General features: G+C 26.5%; 5 protein-coding genes and 1 pseudogene. All 6 read right to left on the bottom strand.

Annotated elements, in window-relative coordinates; all coding sequences use genetic code 11:
- Positions 1–34: 34 nt before the first annotated feature.
- Positions 35–562 (bottom strand): GNAT family N-acetyltransferase, encoded by a 528-nt coding sequence (locus HMPREF3264_RS03590; RefSeq protein WP_002445719.1) that lies wholly within the window; start codon positions 560–562, stop codon positions 35–37.
- A gap of 709 nt (positions 563–1271) precedes the next feature.
- Positions 1272–2015 carry a thioesterase II family protein gene (locus tag HMPREF3264_RS03585; RefSeq protein ID WP_070871956.1) on the bottom strand — a complete coding sequence of 248 codons (744 nt, stop codon included), beginning with the start codon at positions 2013–2015 and terminating at the stop codon, positions 1272–1274.
- 20 nt (positions 2016–2035) lie between these two features.
- Complete coding sequence (locus HMPREF3264_RS03580; protein WP_070871955.1) at positions 2036–5725, bottom strand: non-ribosomal peptide synthetase; 3690 nt, start codon at positions 5723–5725, stop codon at positions 2036–2038.
- A 19-nt stretch (positions 5726–5744) separates the two neighbouring features.
- Positions 5745–9203 carry a condensation domain-containing protein gene (locus HMPREF3264_RS03575; RefSeq protein WP_070871954.1) on the bottom strand — a complete coding sequence of 1153 codons (3459 nt, stop codon included), beginning with the start codon at positions 9201–9203 and terminating at the stop codon, positions 5745–5747.
- 182 nt (positions 9204–9385) lie between these two features.
- Positions 9386–10396 (bottom strand): ACP S-malonyltransferase, encoded by a 1011-nt coding sequence (locus tag HMPREF3264_RS03565; protein WP_070871952.1) that lies wholly within the window; start codon positions 10394–10396, stop codon positions 9386–9388.
- Positions 10397–10426: 30 nt separating this feature from the next.
- Positions 10427–18918: pseudogene (locus HMPREF3264_RS12890) on the bottom strand (amino acid adenylation domain-containing protein); the annotation flags it as partial.
- Between the last annotated feature and the right edge of the window lie 90 nt (positions 18919–19008).

Here is a 19008-nt window from a genome sequence, read left to right as displayed (position 1 = left end):
TAGTCACTCTTTCCAATTCCATCAATTTAGCATTTTATCGTATATGCGATAAATCATCATCATGTTTATTAATCCAATTTCTCTTTAATAATCCCATTACATAACAATCTCTATACTCTCCTCTTGTATAGAAATGTTCTTTCAATGTACCTTCAATTTCAAAGTTATTACTTTTATATATGTGTACCGCTTTTTCATTTTTAATATCTACATATAAATAGACTTTATTCATATTTAACACTAAAAACGCATAATCAATTGCCATTTTGAATGCTTTTTTAGCATAACCACGATTCGCATACTGAGGATCTATAATAATTAAAACTTCGCATGTTCGATGTATAAAGTTAATTTCCAATAATTCTACTACACCTATGGATATTGAATCCTCCTCAACAATGAAACGTCTTTCAGATTCATCCAAAATATGTTTTTTATATAAATTTTCTAATTCACTTAAGGATTGGTAAGGTTCTTCAAACCAATAAGACATGATTGAATACTCATTATTTAAATTATGAACAAAACGCAAATCTGTTTCCTCTAGCGCTCTAATAATCATATAAATGCTCCTCTAATTTAATACTCATTTAGTACTAGTGTATTAAAAAAGCACAAAATTCTCTAATACTTCACTAATATTACTAAATTCCATAAGTTGTAACTTTACTTAATGTATTAGTTAAAAAGTTAGATTCACACATCATCTAAGAGACAATAATTTTAATATTTACATTAACACGAAATTTATATAGTTATAGATTATTTTTTAATATCATTGAGAAGTTTTAAATATTACATTATAAAAGTATTAAAATCGATTCAAGGAATAAACATAATTAAGATAGAATTGAGCATTATCTTAATGGTGTGCAATATAAGGAAAATAAATTCTGATTGATTCTGATTGATTCTTATTGTCTCTTTTATTAATCTAATAAACCCTACTTTTCGATAAAGTAAGATAACTTGATCTTCCTTCTAAGTACTTCTAAACTTTTTCTTAACTTGATATTTATCCATAAAAGAGCCTCTCAAAGTTAGATTTCATTCCAACTTTAAGAGGCTAAACTATAAACATTTTTATTTTTTGAATAAAATATTATTTGAATTTCTTTTTATGGTTTTATTTCTTTAATTAAGCTAATAAACCATCATAAGCTAATCAAGAGTTATGCCACTCACCAATGTTAGTACTATAAATATATCAAGTCAAACTAAGGGCATAGCAAAAATAATATTATCAATTTTTAATTTCGATAATATAAACATCAACTATTATTAATAATTTCAACTAAAATATTTACATAATCTTCTTTCATATAGATTGGGAAAAAATGATTACCTTCAAATCCATTTAAAAACACATTGTTGGTTGTTATAGTTCCCCATTTTTTTAAATTGGATAGTTTTGTATACTTATCTTGAGTACCATAATGTACATGTATAGGACAATTCACTTGAGAATTCTTAAAAGTATAATTTCTATGTAGCATATAATCACTTCTCAATATCGGTAAAAAATAGTCCATTAAGTTATTATTATTTAAAATTGAAATAGGAGTGCCTCCCATTTCAAATAATTCACTGACTAAATACTCATCACTAAAATAGTGAACGTCTTTATGCCTGTTCATGCACTGAGGAGCTTCTCTCCCTGCAACAATTAAGTTTCTCACATTAACGTTATATTCTCTTTCTAAAAGAGATGTTACTTCATAAGCTATTAAACTTCCTAAACTATGTCCAAACAGTGTTATATTATCTACATTATCGTAGCTAGCTATCTCATGAGAAATATTCTTTATTATAGCATCAAAATCGTGCTCATACTCTTCATTAATCCTACTACCATGTCCTGGTAATTCTACAGGACAAAATTCTATTTTATCGTAATTCTTATTAGCCCATGTAAAATAAGTTGAAGCGTTACCTCCAGCATGATGAAAACAAAAAACCCTATGATCAACGTAATTTTTATTAGTATTATATGGAAACCACACACTTCCATTCATAATAATATAACCTCTCTTATTTACGGTAGAAACTCTATTTTTTTACAATATTCCACCATATTTTCAATTTTTTTATTATCTATCATACTCCATTTGAATCCACATTCACTTAAAATATGACATGTCTTATCACTAACCGTTTTAGTAAAAGTCTTTCTATCTAAATCTAAATATGCTAATAAATCATCAATATAATGTCTTTTTTCTGATTTATCTATATTTTTAATAATAAATTCTAGTAATTCTTTATACTGAATAGATTGTATATCTGGATAATATATTCTTAGATACTGTAGAAACTTATCAAAGCTGATTTCATTAGGATTGTATAAATGGAATACTTTTTTATTTAAATAACGTTTTTGAAATAGTAACATGATTGCTTCAGCTGCTTCATTTACAAAAGTAAAATTAAGGTTTCTCTCACTCGACTTAGGAATAAAGTTCAAGTTAATATATGCTCTAATGTTTCTATAAAAAGCATTATCTTCAATATTCTCTTGAAATTTACCACTATTACTATCAAACATTAAATTCCCTATTCTCAATATTTGATAGTCTAACCTATCTTTTTCTTTAACTATAACTTTTTCTGATTCTAATTTTGTCGCTATATAATAATCATCAATACTTTGATTCAAATCCATTTTATCTTCCGTAAAAAGTAGGCTATTAACCCCTTCAATAACTCCTTCTCCAACCGATGTTGTAGAAATATGAATTAGCTTTTTAGACAACCCATTCAGAGCAAATCTTACAATATTTTTTGTACCTATGACATTAATGTTATAAAAGTTTTTGTATTCTCCAAAATGTTTCACAAAAGCGGCTGAGTTTATAATACAATCTATACTTTGAGAATAATACATATAATCTTTTTTAGATAAACCTAATTTTTCTTTAGATATGTCTCCTGAAATCACAGTTAATTTTGCTAATAAATTTTCGGGAATTTCCCTGTTAAAATAAAATTTATAACTTTTTTTCACTCTATTTAAAGCATGCTGATTATTTTTTCCCCGAATTATCAATGTTATACTTGGTACATTTAAATTTAATAAATTATTTAATAAATATATACCTAGAAATCCGTTGCCACCTAATAACAAAATATGTTCAAAATTTTTGTTTATTAAAGGAGTTTTTATATTCTGCACACTATTTTTATACTCTCTGTATTCTTCATTTAAATTTTTTTCAATTAAGAACTTATCCGCTTCTAAATTTTCGAACCCTTGAAATAAATCTTCTAATTTATTACTTAATCTTTTTTTTATTCCTGGATGAGTGGGATTTATCTGAGCAGATATTTTTTCAATCGTTCTATATTTATACATATAGTTAATACTTATATCATATTTTTCGGAGATAGCATTCGCTACTTGAATTGCTTTTAAAGAGTCACCACCAATCTCAAAGAAATCATCAGTTATACTAATGTTATAGTTATCTAAATATTTCATCCATATAGCTAAAATTTCTTTTTGTATTACAGTATATGGCGCTTTTTTTCTTTGATTTTTTATAGAGAGATTAATATTTAACAACTGCTTTTCATCAATTTTTCCAGCATTGGTCAAAGGAATTTCTTTTAACCTTATAAATTTTCCGGGCATCATATATTTAGGCAAATACTTTTCTAGGTATGAAACTAATTTATTATTATCTACAAAAAAATCACTAGTATAAAAAGCTATAATTTGCTTTTTATTAGCTGAATATTCTTTTATAATTACTTTTACCGAATTAATTAAGTAGTGTTCATTTAAGATATTTTCAATTTCATCTATTTCTACCCTATATCCGTTTATTTTGTGTTGACTATCTTTTCTACCGAGCAATTTAATATTACCGTCACTTGTCCATTTTGCTAAATCACCTGTTTTAAAAAATTTTTTAGAATTTAAACTTAAAAAATTTTGAGAAGTTAGAGTTTGATCTTTCCAATAGCCATAGGCCAATCTTTCTCCACTTATATATAATTCTCCTGGAACATTAACTGGGCAAATATTTTGATTATTGTTCAAAATTAAAATTTCAGTATCACATATGGGCTTTCCAATTAAAATTGACGAATTTCTAGAAAATTTATATATCGTTGAAAGGATTGTACATTCTGTTGGCCCATACTCATTGTATAACTCTATCCCTCTGTTTTTACATTCCCTAATAATTGTCTTAGTTGGATAGTCCCCGCCAATAGTAATTGTTTTCACTATGTTCTTTTTAAAATATTTTACTATTTCTTCAATAAGTGAAGGTGTTCCATAAAGATGTGTAATCTGCTGTTTTGTAATTAATTTATTCAAGAATTGGGTATCTTTCATTTCACACTCTTTAACTAAATGTACTGAAGAACCACTAGTTAGAGAAGAAAATAACCCCCCAAAAAATGCATCAAAAGAATTAATAACTGTTAATAAAGTGCTGTTTTTTTTAGTTAAATTATAAAATTCTTTTCTCCACACAATAGTTTTCGAGAGTGCTTTGTAACTAACCGCTACCCCTTTAGGCGAACCTGTAGTACCCGATGTATATATTAAATAAGCTATATCTTGGTTTTTAAAATTTTCGTTTTTATAATCATTATTATATTCATCCAAATTTATCTCTTCTATATTTAGATTCTTAACATTACATTCTTGAAAGCTTTCAGTAATGACTATATTTATATCTGCGTCGAAAATTATTTTTTTTACTCTTACCTTAGGATAATTAATATTAATTGGTACAAAAGCTTTACCTGCCTTCATTATTGCTAAAACACTAATTACAAAATTGACTGTTGAATCCATTAATACACCTATATTACTAGCATTAGAATGTTTTTCTACAATATAATGAGCTAATTGAGAAGACTTAGTATCTAACTTCTTATATGTTAATGAGTTTAATGAATCCATTACAGCTATATTATTAGGGTTGATTTTGACTTGTTCTTCAAATGAATCCAGTAATAGTTCATTTTGATTATTAAAATCATAATGACTAGTTGAAAATCTTTCGACCTTTTTTTGCTGAGTTTCAGACAATACATTGATATTTAAAGCATTTTTTCTTAAGTCAGACAAACACCTTTTCACGGTGCATATAAAGTTATCTATAAGTTCCTTAATATAAGAGGATGTATACTTATTTGTAGAATAAAACAATTTTAAATCTATATTACTCCCATGTTCATTAAACACAAAGTTAATATCAGATAAAAATTTTTTAACTATAATTTCTGACTTAATATTGTAAATACATATAGTACTTAAGATTTCTGACTTATTTATATTTTTATTTTCAATTACCTCTTCAAAAAAGTTGGAGTTCATTTCTTCTGATTGAACCATTTCCTTTTTCATTTTTTCTATTATATCTTTTAAAAAATCACTCCCTTTAATATCAATATCACATCTTAAAAGGTTTTGATTTTTATCAAAAAAGGGAATGATTCCTACCGAAACAATTTCTTCATCACTATAATTTTTTTGAAGCAACTGTACTATAGATGAAAAAAATACATATTTATTATAACTATTTTCATTAGTCAGTTTATTTATTAAAAGTACAACATCTTTCGGTAACCTTGTGTTGATACACAAATGACCTTTATCACCTTTATCAAAAAAATTTTGATTATAAGGGAATTTAGACGTGTAAAAATGTTCATCTAATTTTGCGTTCCAGTAATTACGACATATAGTCTCATTCAATGTACTCAAAATAAGAACACTCCTTTTATTAAAAGTTAAATCCAACTTTCGTACCTATTTGCTCTTCATTAATGATGTTTGCAACGTTTTGTGATAAATCCTTTGTTACTAACCTTAAGATGTTCAAATATTCAGACCCAATCTGTTGTATAGTGTCTTTATCAAATAACTCTTTTTGGTATTCAATTTTTATTTTATATAAATTAGGCTTTTCTTTGAATATTATAAATGTCAATGGGTAAGGTGTTTTCTTAATATCTATGTCAATCCCCTTTATTTCAGAATTATCTATTTCAATTTTTTTCTGAACACTATTTTGAAAAGTGAACATAACATTAAATAAATTATCTACCGGTAGTTCTTTTATTAATTCATTATATGGGAAATCTTCATTAGAAAACGCTTCAAATGAATTTTGAGTAATCTTATTTAGTAATTGCTCTATTGTTTGATCATCATATATATAATTGATAAGAGGTATTGTATTTACAAACATTCCTATAATTCCTTGGACCTCTCTAAAATTCCTTCCTGAAGTAACAGTTCCTATAACAACTCTTGTATCCCTGGTAATTTTTTTTAATAATATATTTAATACCATTAAAAAGTAATTATAGACAGATGTTTTGTAAATATTAGAGTTTTGAATAATATCTTTAGTTAAATTAACATCAATATTTAGATTAATCGAACCTCCTATATGTTTAACATCTTTCGCATTTTGTTTCATTGGTAATTTCAATGTTTGTGGAATAACTTGGAATTTTTTCAACCAAAATTGCTTTTGTTTTAAAAATTCTGTTGAGTTATATACTGAATTTTGCCATTCTGAAAAGTCTCTATACTGATATTTAGGTAACTCTAATGTCTCTCCATTATAAATTTGGGTGAATTCTTTAACAAAAATATTTAATGAGGTTCCATCAGATATAATATGATGCATATCTATTACCATTATATGTTCTTTTGAATTTACCTTTATAACATTAACCCTAATCAAAGGGGCATTCTTTAAATCAAATTCACAAATAAAAGAATTAATAGCATCTTTTATATCTACTTTCCCTGATATGACAGTAAAATCAACAGATATATTTTCATTAACTTTTTGATATAAATCTTCGTTTTTAAATTCAAATGAGGTACGTAATGATTCATGACGTTTAATAATATTATTAATAACTTTTTCAGCTCTCTCTAAATTGAATTCTCCAGTTATACGAAAAGCACCGAACATATTATATCCTATAGAGTTTTCTTCTAAAACAGAAGATACGTACATACGTTTTTGTGCATAGGAAGCCTTATAATATCCGTCATTACTTTTTTTAGTTTTTTGAAATTTAGAATAAATATTTTTTTCACTATCTTTACTTACTAAAGATGACATTTCATATAACGTAGGATTTTTTAGAAATTCATTTAAGTTAATTTGAAGATTCAGCTCTCTCTTTAAATTATCAATAATTTGTACTGCCATTATAGAATCTCCACCTAATGAAAAAAAGTTATCATGAATATTGATTTTATTATATCCAAGTATTTCTCCCCATATGTCTGCAATTTTTTGGGTTGTTTTACTAAATTCTATATCTGAACTAATTAATACTTTTGTTTTTTTATTATTTTCTTTTTTAACAGGACTGTTTTGCTTTTTTGTCTCAGGAATATTAATCCAACAATGAGTATTCTCAAACTGATATTCGGGTACTAATATATAATTTATGTTTGAATTTTGATAATACGATTCCCAATCGACGCTTGTGGAGTATAAGTATATTTTTTTTATATCTGTTAAACTCATACTTTTTATATTTAACTTTTTATTCTTCTCCACAAAATAAAAATTCCTACAATCTGACTTGATTGAAGTAAAATATTGTTCTTTTAAAAAAGAAACCAATTGATCTTTATCTTCAACAATTTCCGAAATTCTATAACAATACTGACCTTTACCAATATTAGTGGAATAGCAGATACTTTCAATACTATCTTCACTATTATCCAAAAACTCTATATAACTTTTAATCATTTTCTTTAAAGAATTTTTACTTTTAGCCGAAAGAGTGAAGATACAACTTTTATTTGAAGATGTTTCATCCAATATTTCACTTCCATCTCTAATATATTCCTCTAAAATAACGTGCGCATTTGTTCCACTTAATCCAAAAGAACTAATTCCACATCTTAATGGGTTTTGATTAACTCTCTCCCAAGGTTCTAATACTGAACATAAATAAACTGGTGAGTTTTCAAAGTTAATTTTTTTATTTGGTATATTAAGATGTACTATAGGTGCTAATTTCTGATACTTCAAAGATAGACATCCTTTTATTATTCCTGCAAGTCCAGCAGCCGCTCCTAAATGACCTATATTAGATTTAACTGCTCCCAAACCACAAAAGTGTTTCATATTTGTATAGTTTTTAAAAGCCTGTGTAATACCTTGAATTTCAATAGGATCCCCTAAATTAGTTGCAGTTCCATGTGTTTCAATATAATTTATAGTTTTAGGGTCTATTCTAGATTTTTCCCATGCTTTTTTTATTAATTTAGCTTGAGCACTTGGATTAGGCGCTGTTAAACCAATCGAATTACCATCTTGATTAATAGCACTTCCTTTTATCACGCTATATATATAATCTTGGTCTTCTATAGCTGCTTGCAAAGGTTTTATAAGAATGGAAACCACTCCTTCACCTTCTCCAGTTCCATCTGCTGTATTATCAAAGGACTTGCTTTTTTCTGAAGATGATTCAATACCGATAGAATTTAAATTTTTAAATGGAAATAGTGTTATCTCCGAGGAACTTACTATTGCTGTGTCTATTTCTTTATTCTCTAAAGCTCTACAAGCAGTATGAAGTGCAACCAATGATGAAGAACATGCTGTATCAATAACCATAGACGGACCACTAAAATTCATTAAATAACTTAACCTACTAGGTATCATTGACGTCATATTTCCTTGTAGAGATAAATTAAGATCATTCTCATTTATGTTACATATCATGTTTAAATAATTACTAATCGGTGAAAAGTTAAAACCTAAATAGACGCCTGTATTAGTATTTTTTAACCTTTCTCCTCCATATCCACCATTTTCCATGGCCCTAAAGCTAACTTCTAAAAATCTTCTTTGTATAGGATCCATTAATTGTGATTCTTTTGGTGAAAGACCAAAAAACTTATAATCAAAACAATCAATATTATTTAAAAAACCCATTTTTTTAAAATGTAATTTTTCGTTTTTTTCATTTTTATATTTTAAGTATGGAAGCACCAATTTCTTTCTACGTTGCGGGACATCGATTACACAATCTTTTCTATTACAAAGGATATTCCAAAACTCTTCAACTGAGGAAGCGCCTGGAAAATCAAATGCTATTCCAACAATTGCTATATCCTTAAAGGATCTATTTTCATTTGAATCCAATTCAATATTAGAGTAATCTTTACTTTTGAGACTTTCAATATCTATCATCATAATTCACTTCCTTGATTTTTTTCTTTAAATCATGATTCTGAAATTCATAAGTCATCAATTCTTTAACTTTACATTTTAGTGTTTTTTGTGCCCCTTTTTCTTTCATTAGCTTTATTAAATTTATATATATAGCTATAACTTCTTCATTAGAATAATTAAATTTATCCCTTTCTTTTATTAATTCAATACTTAATTTGTTCAATTTCACGTTTTTTTGACAGTAATAAATAGCAGAAAAAAAAATCCACGAGATCATCATTTGATAATTTAGTGCAGACAAAAGAATTAAATAAAAGTTCCCTATCTTTTAGATAACTAAAAGAATATGTCTGTGGCGATTGAGAAAAAGCGTGATTAAATTTTTTTAATGTACTTTTCGGTCCAACTTCTATACATAAATCTATCCCCATTTTGGGAATCAAATTAATGACTCGATCCCACCTAACTGAGTTACATGTAAGATTTATCAAATCTGTTAAAATTTCATCTGGATCTTTTAATTTATTCCCATTAATACAACTAATCACAGGTATATCAGGCGCGTTTATTTTTATTTTTTTCAATGTATCTTCTAAAGGTTTTTTTAAGCTTTGCAATAAACAACTGTGAAATGGTGCTGAAATATTTAAAAATGAAAACTCACCTTCAAATTCTAAAACTATTTTTCTTATTTCTTCTAAAATATTATTTGTAGATGAAACAGCAAATTGTTTAGGAGTATTATAACAAGCTATATTAATATTACTGTTATTAAATGAATTACATATAAATTCTACTTCAAACTGAGTTAAACCCCTTATAATCCCCATCCCTCCTATATCTTTTTTAATAGCTTTATCCATTAGGTCTCCTCGTTTTAAAACTACTTCAATACCATCTTCAAAAGAAAGTGCATTACTGCAAACTAAAGCTGATATTTCTCCTAAACTATGCCCTACTAGTACGGAAGGGTCTATATTAAATTTCTTTTTTATAACCCTAAACATCGCAACGCTGGTTACAAATATACTTAATTGAGCAAATTTACTATCTTTTAAATTCTTACCTTCAAAACAAACTTCTTCCATATTTATTGGTAATAATTCAGATGCTTCTTTAAAAGTATTTTTTACTATATCATATTCATAATATAAATCTTTAGCCATACCGATATACTGGGAACCCTGTCCAGGAAAACAGATGCAATATTTCATAAATTTATCATCATCCTTATATCGAATTTAGTAGGTTAGAGTAGTTAACATGCCTATAAAGTTTTTAAATATCACCTTTATTTTTTCTTTGCTAAACTCAAGTTGATTAAAAATACAATGGTATGTTTTATAATCACTTTCATATATTAAATACATATTAAATTTTTCTAATAAATCACTATTTTTATTCTTTAAAAATTTATAATCATTATATCCAATGATTACTGCACACATAGAATTTGGTTCATTATCTTTAAAGTTAGTATATGCAGATAAAATATATTCTTCTTCGTTTTTTTGCATAGAAAGTAAATTATTTGAATTTTTATAATCTTCAAAATCCAAAAACGAAACAATAATATTATTATCTTTGTATATATTAACTCCAACATTTTTATTTAATGAATATTTGCTGAATTCAATCAATAATAATGTTTCAAATACTTTTACAATAGATTTTTGTAATGCATCATTAAAACGAAGTAATTTTCTATATTCTTCCTTCGGCAAAGTATACTTGATGGAATCTGTCACAGTATCATCCGTCTCAAAAAACTCTACTGGAAACTTATTGTTAGCTAATTTAATTACTTTCTCTGTATTAATTTGTTTTTCGATTAAAGTTTTCAATTCTTTTATAGTAGGATTCTGAAATAGATCTGCTATATTGATAACAACACTAGGGAAAGCTGTTGATAATTCATATTGCATAGTTAAAAGAAGTAAAGAATTACCTCCAATATCAAAAAAGTTATCATTCTCTTTGACTCCTGTAGTATTTATTACTTTTTCCCATATACTTATTAATATTTTTTCTGTACTACAATTTTTATTAGACGTAATTTTGCTATTATTATTTATATTTTCTAACAATTCTTTTTCATTCACTTTACCATTAATAGTTATAGGGAATTTTTCCACTTTTATTATTTTTTTAGGAATCATATATTCTGGTAAATTTTTAGATAATAACATTTTTAAATATTTTTCTTCATACTTCTTATTAGATATATAAAAAGCATATATATCTATTAAACCATTATTATCAACGTGAGTCACAATGACATTTGTTATGTTCTTAATAGTTAGTAATACTTTTTGTATTTCCAGTAGTTCTACTCTGTAACCTCGAATTTTAATCTGCCTATCCAATCTACCTATATATTCTAATTCGCCATTTTTTAATTTTTTTACTATATCCCCAGTTCGATAAAATATTTTTTGTGAGTCATGAGGCAAATTTATAAATTTCTTTTTATTCAATGACTCATTTTGTATATATCCACTTGCTAAACCACTACCTGTTATAAATAATTCCCCTTCTATACCTTCAGGTACTTCTTCTAAGTTCTCATCACATACTTTAATCTCTAAATTGTCTATTGGCATTCCTATTGGTGGATAAACAGGTATATTATTATTATCTATTGTATACGCTGTAGCAACGTGCGTTTCTGCGGGGCCGTATTGATTATGCAATTTAATCTTAAAGTTTTCGATATATGTTCTTAAATAATTTGAAATAATCAGAGCTTCTCCAGAAGTTATTATTTCTTTAACTGTTGTAGGAAAATTTTTACAATATACTGCATTACTAAAGATAAATTTTAAGAATGCTGTTGGAAGAAATAAAATTTCTATCTGGTAACTAGATATAAACTTACTTAATTCTTCAATATTTTTTTTCACATTTTCTTCTGCAATAATTAAATGGCCACCATTTAATAAAGTAGAAAACAATTCTTGAAAATATACATCAAATCCAAAGTTAGAAAATTGTAATACTTTTTTATTAAAGTTAATTCTTTTATTTCTTTGAAATTCTACTAAGTTTAGTATAGTTTTCTGAGTTTGTATTATTCCTTTAGGTTTACCTGTAGTGCCCGAAGTATATATTGCATAAAGATTTTTTTCGATATTCTCTTTTTCCATCAAATTTTCACTTGAATAGTTAGAATAATCGATTCTTTCTATATTGATAATGTTATTAGATTTAAAATTATGTTTTTCAGCCTTATCATCTACTATTACTACTGAACTTTGGCTTTCTTTTATAATATTATTTATTCTGTTCTCTGGATAATCCGCAGGTATCGGGAGAATAATCCCACCGATTTTCATTACTCCAATTACTGCTATGACAGCATCTATAGAACGTTCCATTATTATTGGGATTATTTGCCCCTTCTTAATACCGTTCTTTAATAGCAATCTTGAAAATTTGTTGGATTTTTCATTTAAAGTTCTATAGTTAATAGTTTTATTTCGATATGAAACAGCTGATTTTTCTTTAGATTTTTCCACCATTTTAATAAATAAATTGTTTATTGTTTCCTTTTCTTTTTCGTGTTCTATACACCTTTTATTAAAATTACATTTAGTGAAATTAATATCTTTTACTTTTTTATTTAAATCACATAATACATCTTCCAATATGCATTGATATTTTTCCAACATTCTTTGGACAGTGTGTTCTCTGAATAGGCTGCTTTTATATTCTAAAATTATTTTACATTTCTTATCGGCAATAATCTGTATAAATAAAGATAAATCAAATTTAGCTATTTTTTGTTTATTTATTTGAGGAATTAATCTAAAATCTTTTGCCTTATAAATTTCATTACTTATATTTTGGATAGTAAACATAATATCAAATAAAGCGTTTCTGTTTGTTTTACGTTTGTAATCAATATATTTTATCACTTCGCCAATATCATAATCTTGGTTTTCTAAGGATAAGTTGATTTTATTGTTAACATAATTCAACATACTTGAAATTGAACTATTTTTATCAATATTTAATCTAATTGGTAGCGTATTAAGAAACATTCCAATTGTATTGTCAAACTCCTCAGTCGTTCTACCACTGCTAGGAGTTCCAATGATAATATCAGTCTGCGAACTGTAATGATAAAGCAATATATAATAAGCGGCCATAAAGATCGCTGATTTATTTATTTTGCAATTTTTAGATATATTATTTACACCTTCTAAAACTTCCTCACTAAGATCTAAAATTTGGATATCTCCATCAAAAGTTAATTGATTAGGCCTTTTCTTATCTGTTGACAAATCTATAAAAGGAACCCTACCACTTAGTTCATTTAACCAATAATCTTTTTGGTTTTTAAAATAATTACTGTTTAGTGCTTTATTCTCCCATTCTGTGTAATCCTTGTACTGATAATTTATAGGCTTTAGTTTAATACCATCATACATATCTATAAATTCTTTCATTATTATATTTAAAGAAGGCCCATCGCTTATTATATGATGTGTATCTATAATTAAATAATTATCTGAGGAAATATAAACACGTATTAAAGTATCTTGCGACAAATTGAAAGGTCGAATAAAATTATTTAAATTATGACCTCGGACTTTAATTATTTTAAAATCAAAATTATTATTTACTTTTTGATAAACTTCACCAGAATCTACATGAAAAGTCGTTCTAAGAGCTTCGTGCCGTGAAATAATATACTTGAATATTTTTTCAGTTTTTTTAATATCCACTTGGCCTTTGATTTTAAACACATCTGTTAAGTTATATACACAACTATGCGGATAAGTTTGTTGAATAATATAAAGTCTTTTTTGTACTGAAGACGCTTTATAATAACCCTTTATTGGAGCCTTTTCTACTTCCAATGCTTTATTTTCAAATACATTTTCATCTATATACTTTGCCATAGTATATATAGAAGGATATTTATATATATCTTTAATAGATATACGTATATTCATATTTGAATATACGCTTGAAATTATTTTAATTGCTATTAAGGAATGCCCACCTAATTGAAAAAAGTCATCTTTGATACTAACTCGTTGCACACCAAAAGCTTTCGAAAAGATTGATTCTAATTTCTTCTCTGTTAAACTTGAGGGAGCAACATACATTTCTTCACAAGTAAATTCAAATGCTCTTAATTGCTTTCTATCTACTTTATTATTGACTGTTAAAGGAATGTTATCTACCTTTTTAAAATGATATGGTATCATGTAACTTGGAAATTTTATTTCTAATTGTTTCTTTAACAATTCTTCTTCTAAATTTTCATTTGATGTATAGAAACATACCAATGCCTCATTGTTTTTATTTGGCACCACTACTGCTTGTATTATACTTGGATACTTCGAAATATTATTCTCAATTTCTCCTGTTTCAATTCTATGACCTCTAATTTTGAGTTGATTATCTTTTCGTCCAATTAACTCTATATCACCTGTTTCAATCCACCGTGCAATATCTCCTGTTTTATACATAATAAGGTCTTTGTTTTTTAAAAATTTTTTATCTGTTAAATCATTATCATTCAAATACCCACGCCCAACACTTTTACTAACTATACACAGTTCACCATATACACCGACAGGAAGCATTTGATTACTACTATTTAGTATTAAAAAATTAGTGTTTTTCATTGGTTTTCCTATAGGAAGATTTGAAACATTTTTAAAGCTCCTATTTTCTAATTCATAATAACTAGAATCTACAGCCGCTTCAGTAATACCATAACTATTAATAACTCTCATCTGGTCTCCAAATCTTTCATTAATTTTATTAAAATCATTAATATTACATGTATCCGAACCCAATATCAAGAAATGAAGATGCTTCAAACTTAAATTATTATCCCAAACAAAATTTGTAAATTCTATAAGGAAACTTGGTGTAGATTCAATCATGCTAATTTTATATTTATCTATTGTTTTATAAAGTTTGTAAAAATCGAACCTAATTTCTTCTTCGCATATAATTAGTTCGCCACCTGTCAACAATGATTTACACACATCTCCAATAAAAACATCGAAAGAGAAATTAGCTAATTGTAATATCTTAGGGGGTGTATTTTCTAAATCATAAGCATCGAACCAACCATCTAATGTATTAATAATGTTTCTATGTTCTATCATCACTCCTTTAGGTAATCCGGTAGTACCTGAAGTGAATATTATATAGCATAAATCCTCACTACTATGGTTTTTATCTAGTTTAAAATATTTTTGTTCATAAATAACAGAATGGTCTGCACAAATAACTTTGTACTTATTTTTAAATTTTTTATATAGACTATCTAGAGTAATAATATATTTTGCCTTGCATAATTCAATCATTAAGTTAATACGTGATGAAGGAAGATTGTTATCGATAGGAAGAAAAGCTGCTCCGGTTTTTAATACCGCCAGAAGTGATATTATATTGTAAATAGATTTATCCATAACTATAGGTACAATATCATACTGGCTTACTCCTTCTTTTATAAGTTGATTCGCAAGCTTATTAGCCCTATCATTGAGTGTTTTATAGGTGAGCTTTTGGTTTCTGTGTCTCACGGCAATTGTATTAGGATGTAAATCTACTTGTTTCTCAAAAATCCGATCTAAAGTGTTATGAATATTTTTATTTATAATTTTATTATTGTATTTAGTGTCTATTAAGAATTGTTGTTTTTTTGAAATAGCAGGAATTTCATCTATTTTAATATCTTTATTAATTAAAATTGTTTTTATTATATTTATAAAGTTGTCTATTAAACACATTATATAATCTCTACTATATAATTCTTTGTTATAATTTATATTAATAAAAGTATCATTATTATTAGGATTTATTAATATGTCACAAGTAATATCAAATTTACATATATTGTAATTATACTTATATCTTCTGGTTCTATAGTTTCCAATTTTTAATTCTTGACCATCTATATATTCGACAGAAAACATAATATCAAACATCAAACTACGACCTTTAACTGATTTAACATTAAGTAAATCTACAATATTATAAAAGTCTATTTTTTGGTGTTCAAAATCCTTTATTATGTTATTTTTTACTTTATTTAAGAATTCACTATATCGATAATTACTCTTAGGGTTATTCCTAATAGGTAAGGTATTAACGAAACACCCTACTATTTCTCTGGAAAACTCCCGCTCTCTTCCTTGTGTTGGTGAACCAATTATTATATCATCTTGGTCACAATATTTGGATAATAAAATATTGAATATAGTTAAATAGAACATATAGTTTGTAACCATATATTTTTCAATATGTTTTTTCACTTTACTTGTCATACTTTTAGAGAGTTTCATTTCGACATTATTACCATCCGATTTATTTTGATTCTCTCTTTTATAGGTAGTTGGTATATTTAATAGAGGTAATTCTCCTTTCATCCTTTTTTCCAATAGGTTTTCAGTTCATCTGGAACTATCTTTTCTTGATTAAAATAAGATGCATAATCCTTAAAACAAAACTCAATAGGCGCTAGCATTTGATTATTATATATTTTATTAAGATCTGATAAAATAATTTTCATTGATACCGCATCGGCCGCTATATGATGTATGTCAATCCCTAATATATAACAATCCTGTAATTCTAAAATTGTACTTCTAAATAATAAATCTCTATTCAAATCAAATGGTCGAATAAAATTACTAATATATTCATCTATTCTATCTTTAGAATCCTCTAAATTTGCCTTTATGATTTTCTCCTCTATCTTCAGTGAATTACTATTCTGAATGTTTTGCACAATGTCGTTATTTCTTATAGAATATATTGTCCTTAAAGATTCATGACGTTTAACTAAGTCAAACAAGCTTTTTTTCAACTTCTGCCTATTAATATCTTTTTTTAGTACATAAAAATTAGGTATATTATAGTTAATACTATTAGGATTGTTTTCAAAGAGCGTGTACAATCGCTTTTGAACAGGAGTGGTTGCATAAAATTCTTTTTTTTCAACTTTATAATTCTTCTTCACTTTATCCCTTACATTATTACATTTTTGCCTATCCCTCAAAAATAACCCTAATTCTTTAATAGTTGGATGTTTAAAGAGATCTGATATATTAAAATCCACTTCAAATTGTTTATTTATTCTAGAAATAATATTTATGGCTGATAATGAATGCCCCCCTATACTAAAGAAATTTTCTGTAGTTCCTATTGTTTTTTGATTTAAAACGGTTTTCCAGATTTCATGTAAATCTTTTTCTATTATATTTTTAGGAGCTTCATATTCTCTATTTCCTGTAATTTGATCTTTCAAAGCAATTAAATATTTTCTATTAACTTTTCCATTAACAGTAGTTGGTATTTCATCTAAGAAATTGTAAGTATCAGGTATCATATACTCAGGCAGCAGAGTAGATAGATACTCTACTATTTTCTTTTTAGTAATAGTTTTTTCAGATAATAAATAAGCACTTAGATAGTCTTCACTTTTCCCCTTTTTTGAAACAACTATACACTCTTTAATACCTTCGATTTCCTCAATAACTTTCTCTATTTCACCGATTTCAATCCGAAACCCTCGAATCTTCACTTGAAAATCTTTTCTTCCTAAAAAATATAAGTTACCATCTAAACCTAATTTAGCTAAATCACCAGTTTTATAAAGTTTTTCAGTTGGATTATATCTATTAACCACAAATTTTTCTTTAGTAAGAGTATCGTTAAAGTGATATCCTAATGCCAAGCCATCTCCGCCAACATACAATTCACCTGAAAATCCACAAGGTAATATTTTACCTTCGTCGTTCATAACGTATGCAGTACTATTACTTACTGGTTTCCCTACAGGTATCAATTTCCTATTATTCTCATTATTCGATAAAGTAAACTTAGTAGAAATTACAGTATTTTCAGTGGGCCCATAACCATTTATAATTCTCAAATTAGGATTACAGTCGTATACTCTTTTAATTCCTTCACTATCAATCACATCTCCACCAACAAGTACAGAAGAAAAATGTTCAAACACTTCCGGACAATTTTTGGTTAATTTGTTAAAAAGTATGGTAGGAACTACTGAAAGATTAATTTCATTTTTTTGAATATATTTCTTTAATCTAGTAAAGTTTAATATCAATTCATCATTCTCAATAAATAAATTAGCTCCATTAAGTAAAGGAATAAAGACTGAGAGAATTGAAGCGTCAAAAGACATTGAACCAACTTGTAAAAAACGAGCTTTATCTTTTGAATCTATAATATTTTTATCAGTAGCTACCTTTATAACAGATTGATTTGAAATAGAAACTCCCTTAGGCATGCCAGTAGAACCAGATGTGTAAATTATATACGCTGGAGAAGAAGAACAAACTTTTGTTGTTAAATTTCCTTCATATTCTTTCTCAATCTCGTTTTCCATTTCTTTGGTATTTAATGTAGTTATATCAAGAGAAGACAAAACATCACATTGCTTTTCAGAAGTATTAGTTAATAAAAGCGAAACACGACTATTTGATAATACATATTTCATTCTTTCTTTAGGATACTTTTGGTCAACGGGAAGATATGAATAACCACATTTTAATATAGCCATTACTTGTATAATTAAATCAATTGATTTATCACTCCATATAGCAATGGTCTCATCAAAAGAAAGTCTTTTTTTCATTATAAAGCGAGCTAATTTATTAGCTTTTTTATTTAAAGTTGCATATGATATATCTTCTCCATTTGAAGATACAGCGATATTATGCGGGAATTTTCTTACTATTTCTTCAAAGCGATCTTTTATTGTCAAATTCTTATTGTAACTTTTTTTAGTATCGTTGAATTCTTTTATTATTTTATCAATTTCTTCTTT

Source organism: Staphylococcus sp. HMSC62A08 (assembly GCF_001839105.1).
In the GTDB taxonomy this organism is placed as follows: domain Bacteria; phylum Bacillota; class Bacilli; order Staphylococcales; family Staphylococcaceae; genus Staphylococcus; species Staphylococcus caprae.
This window is presented reverse-complemented; position numbering and strand designations above follow the sequence as displayed.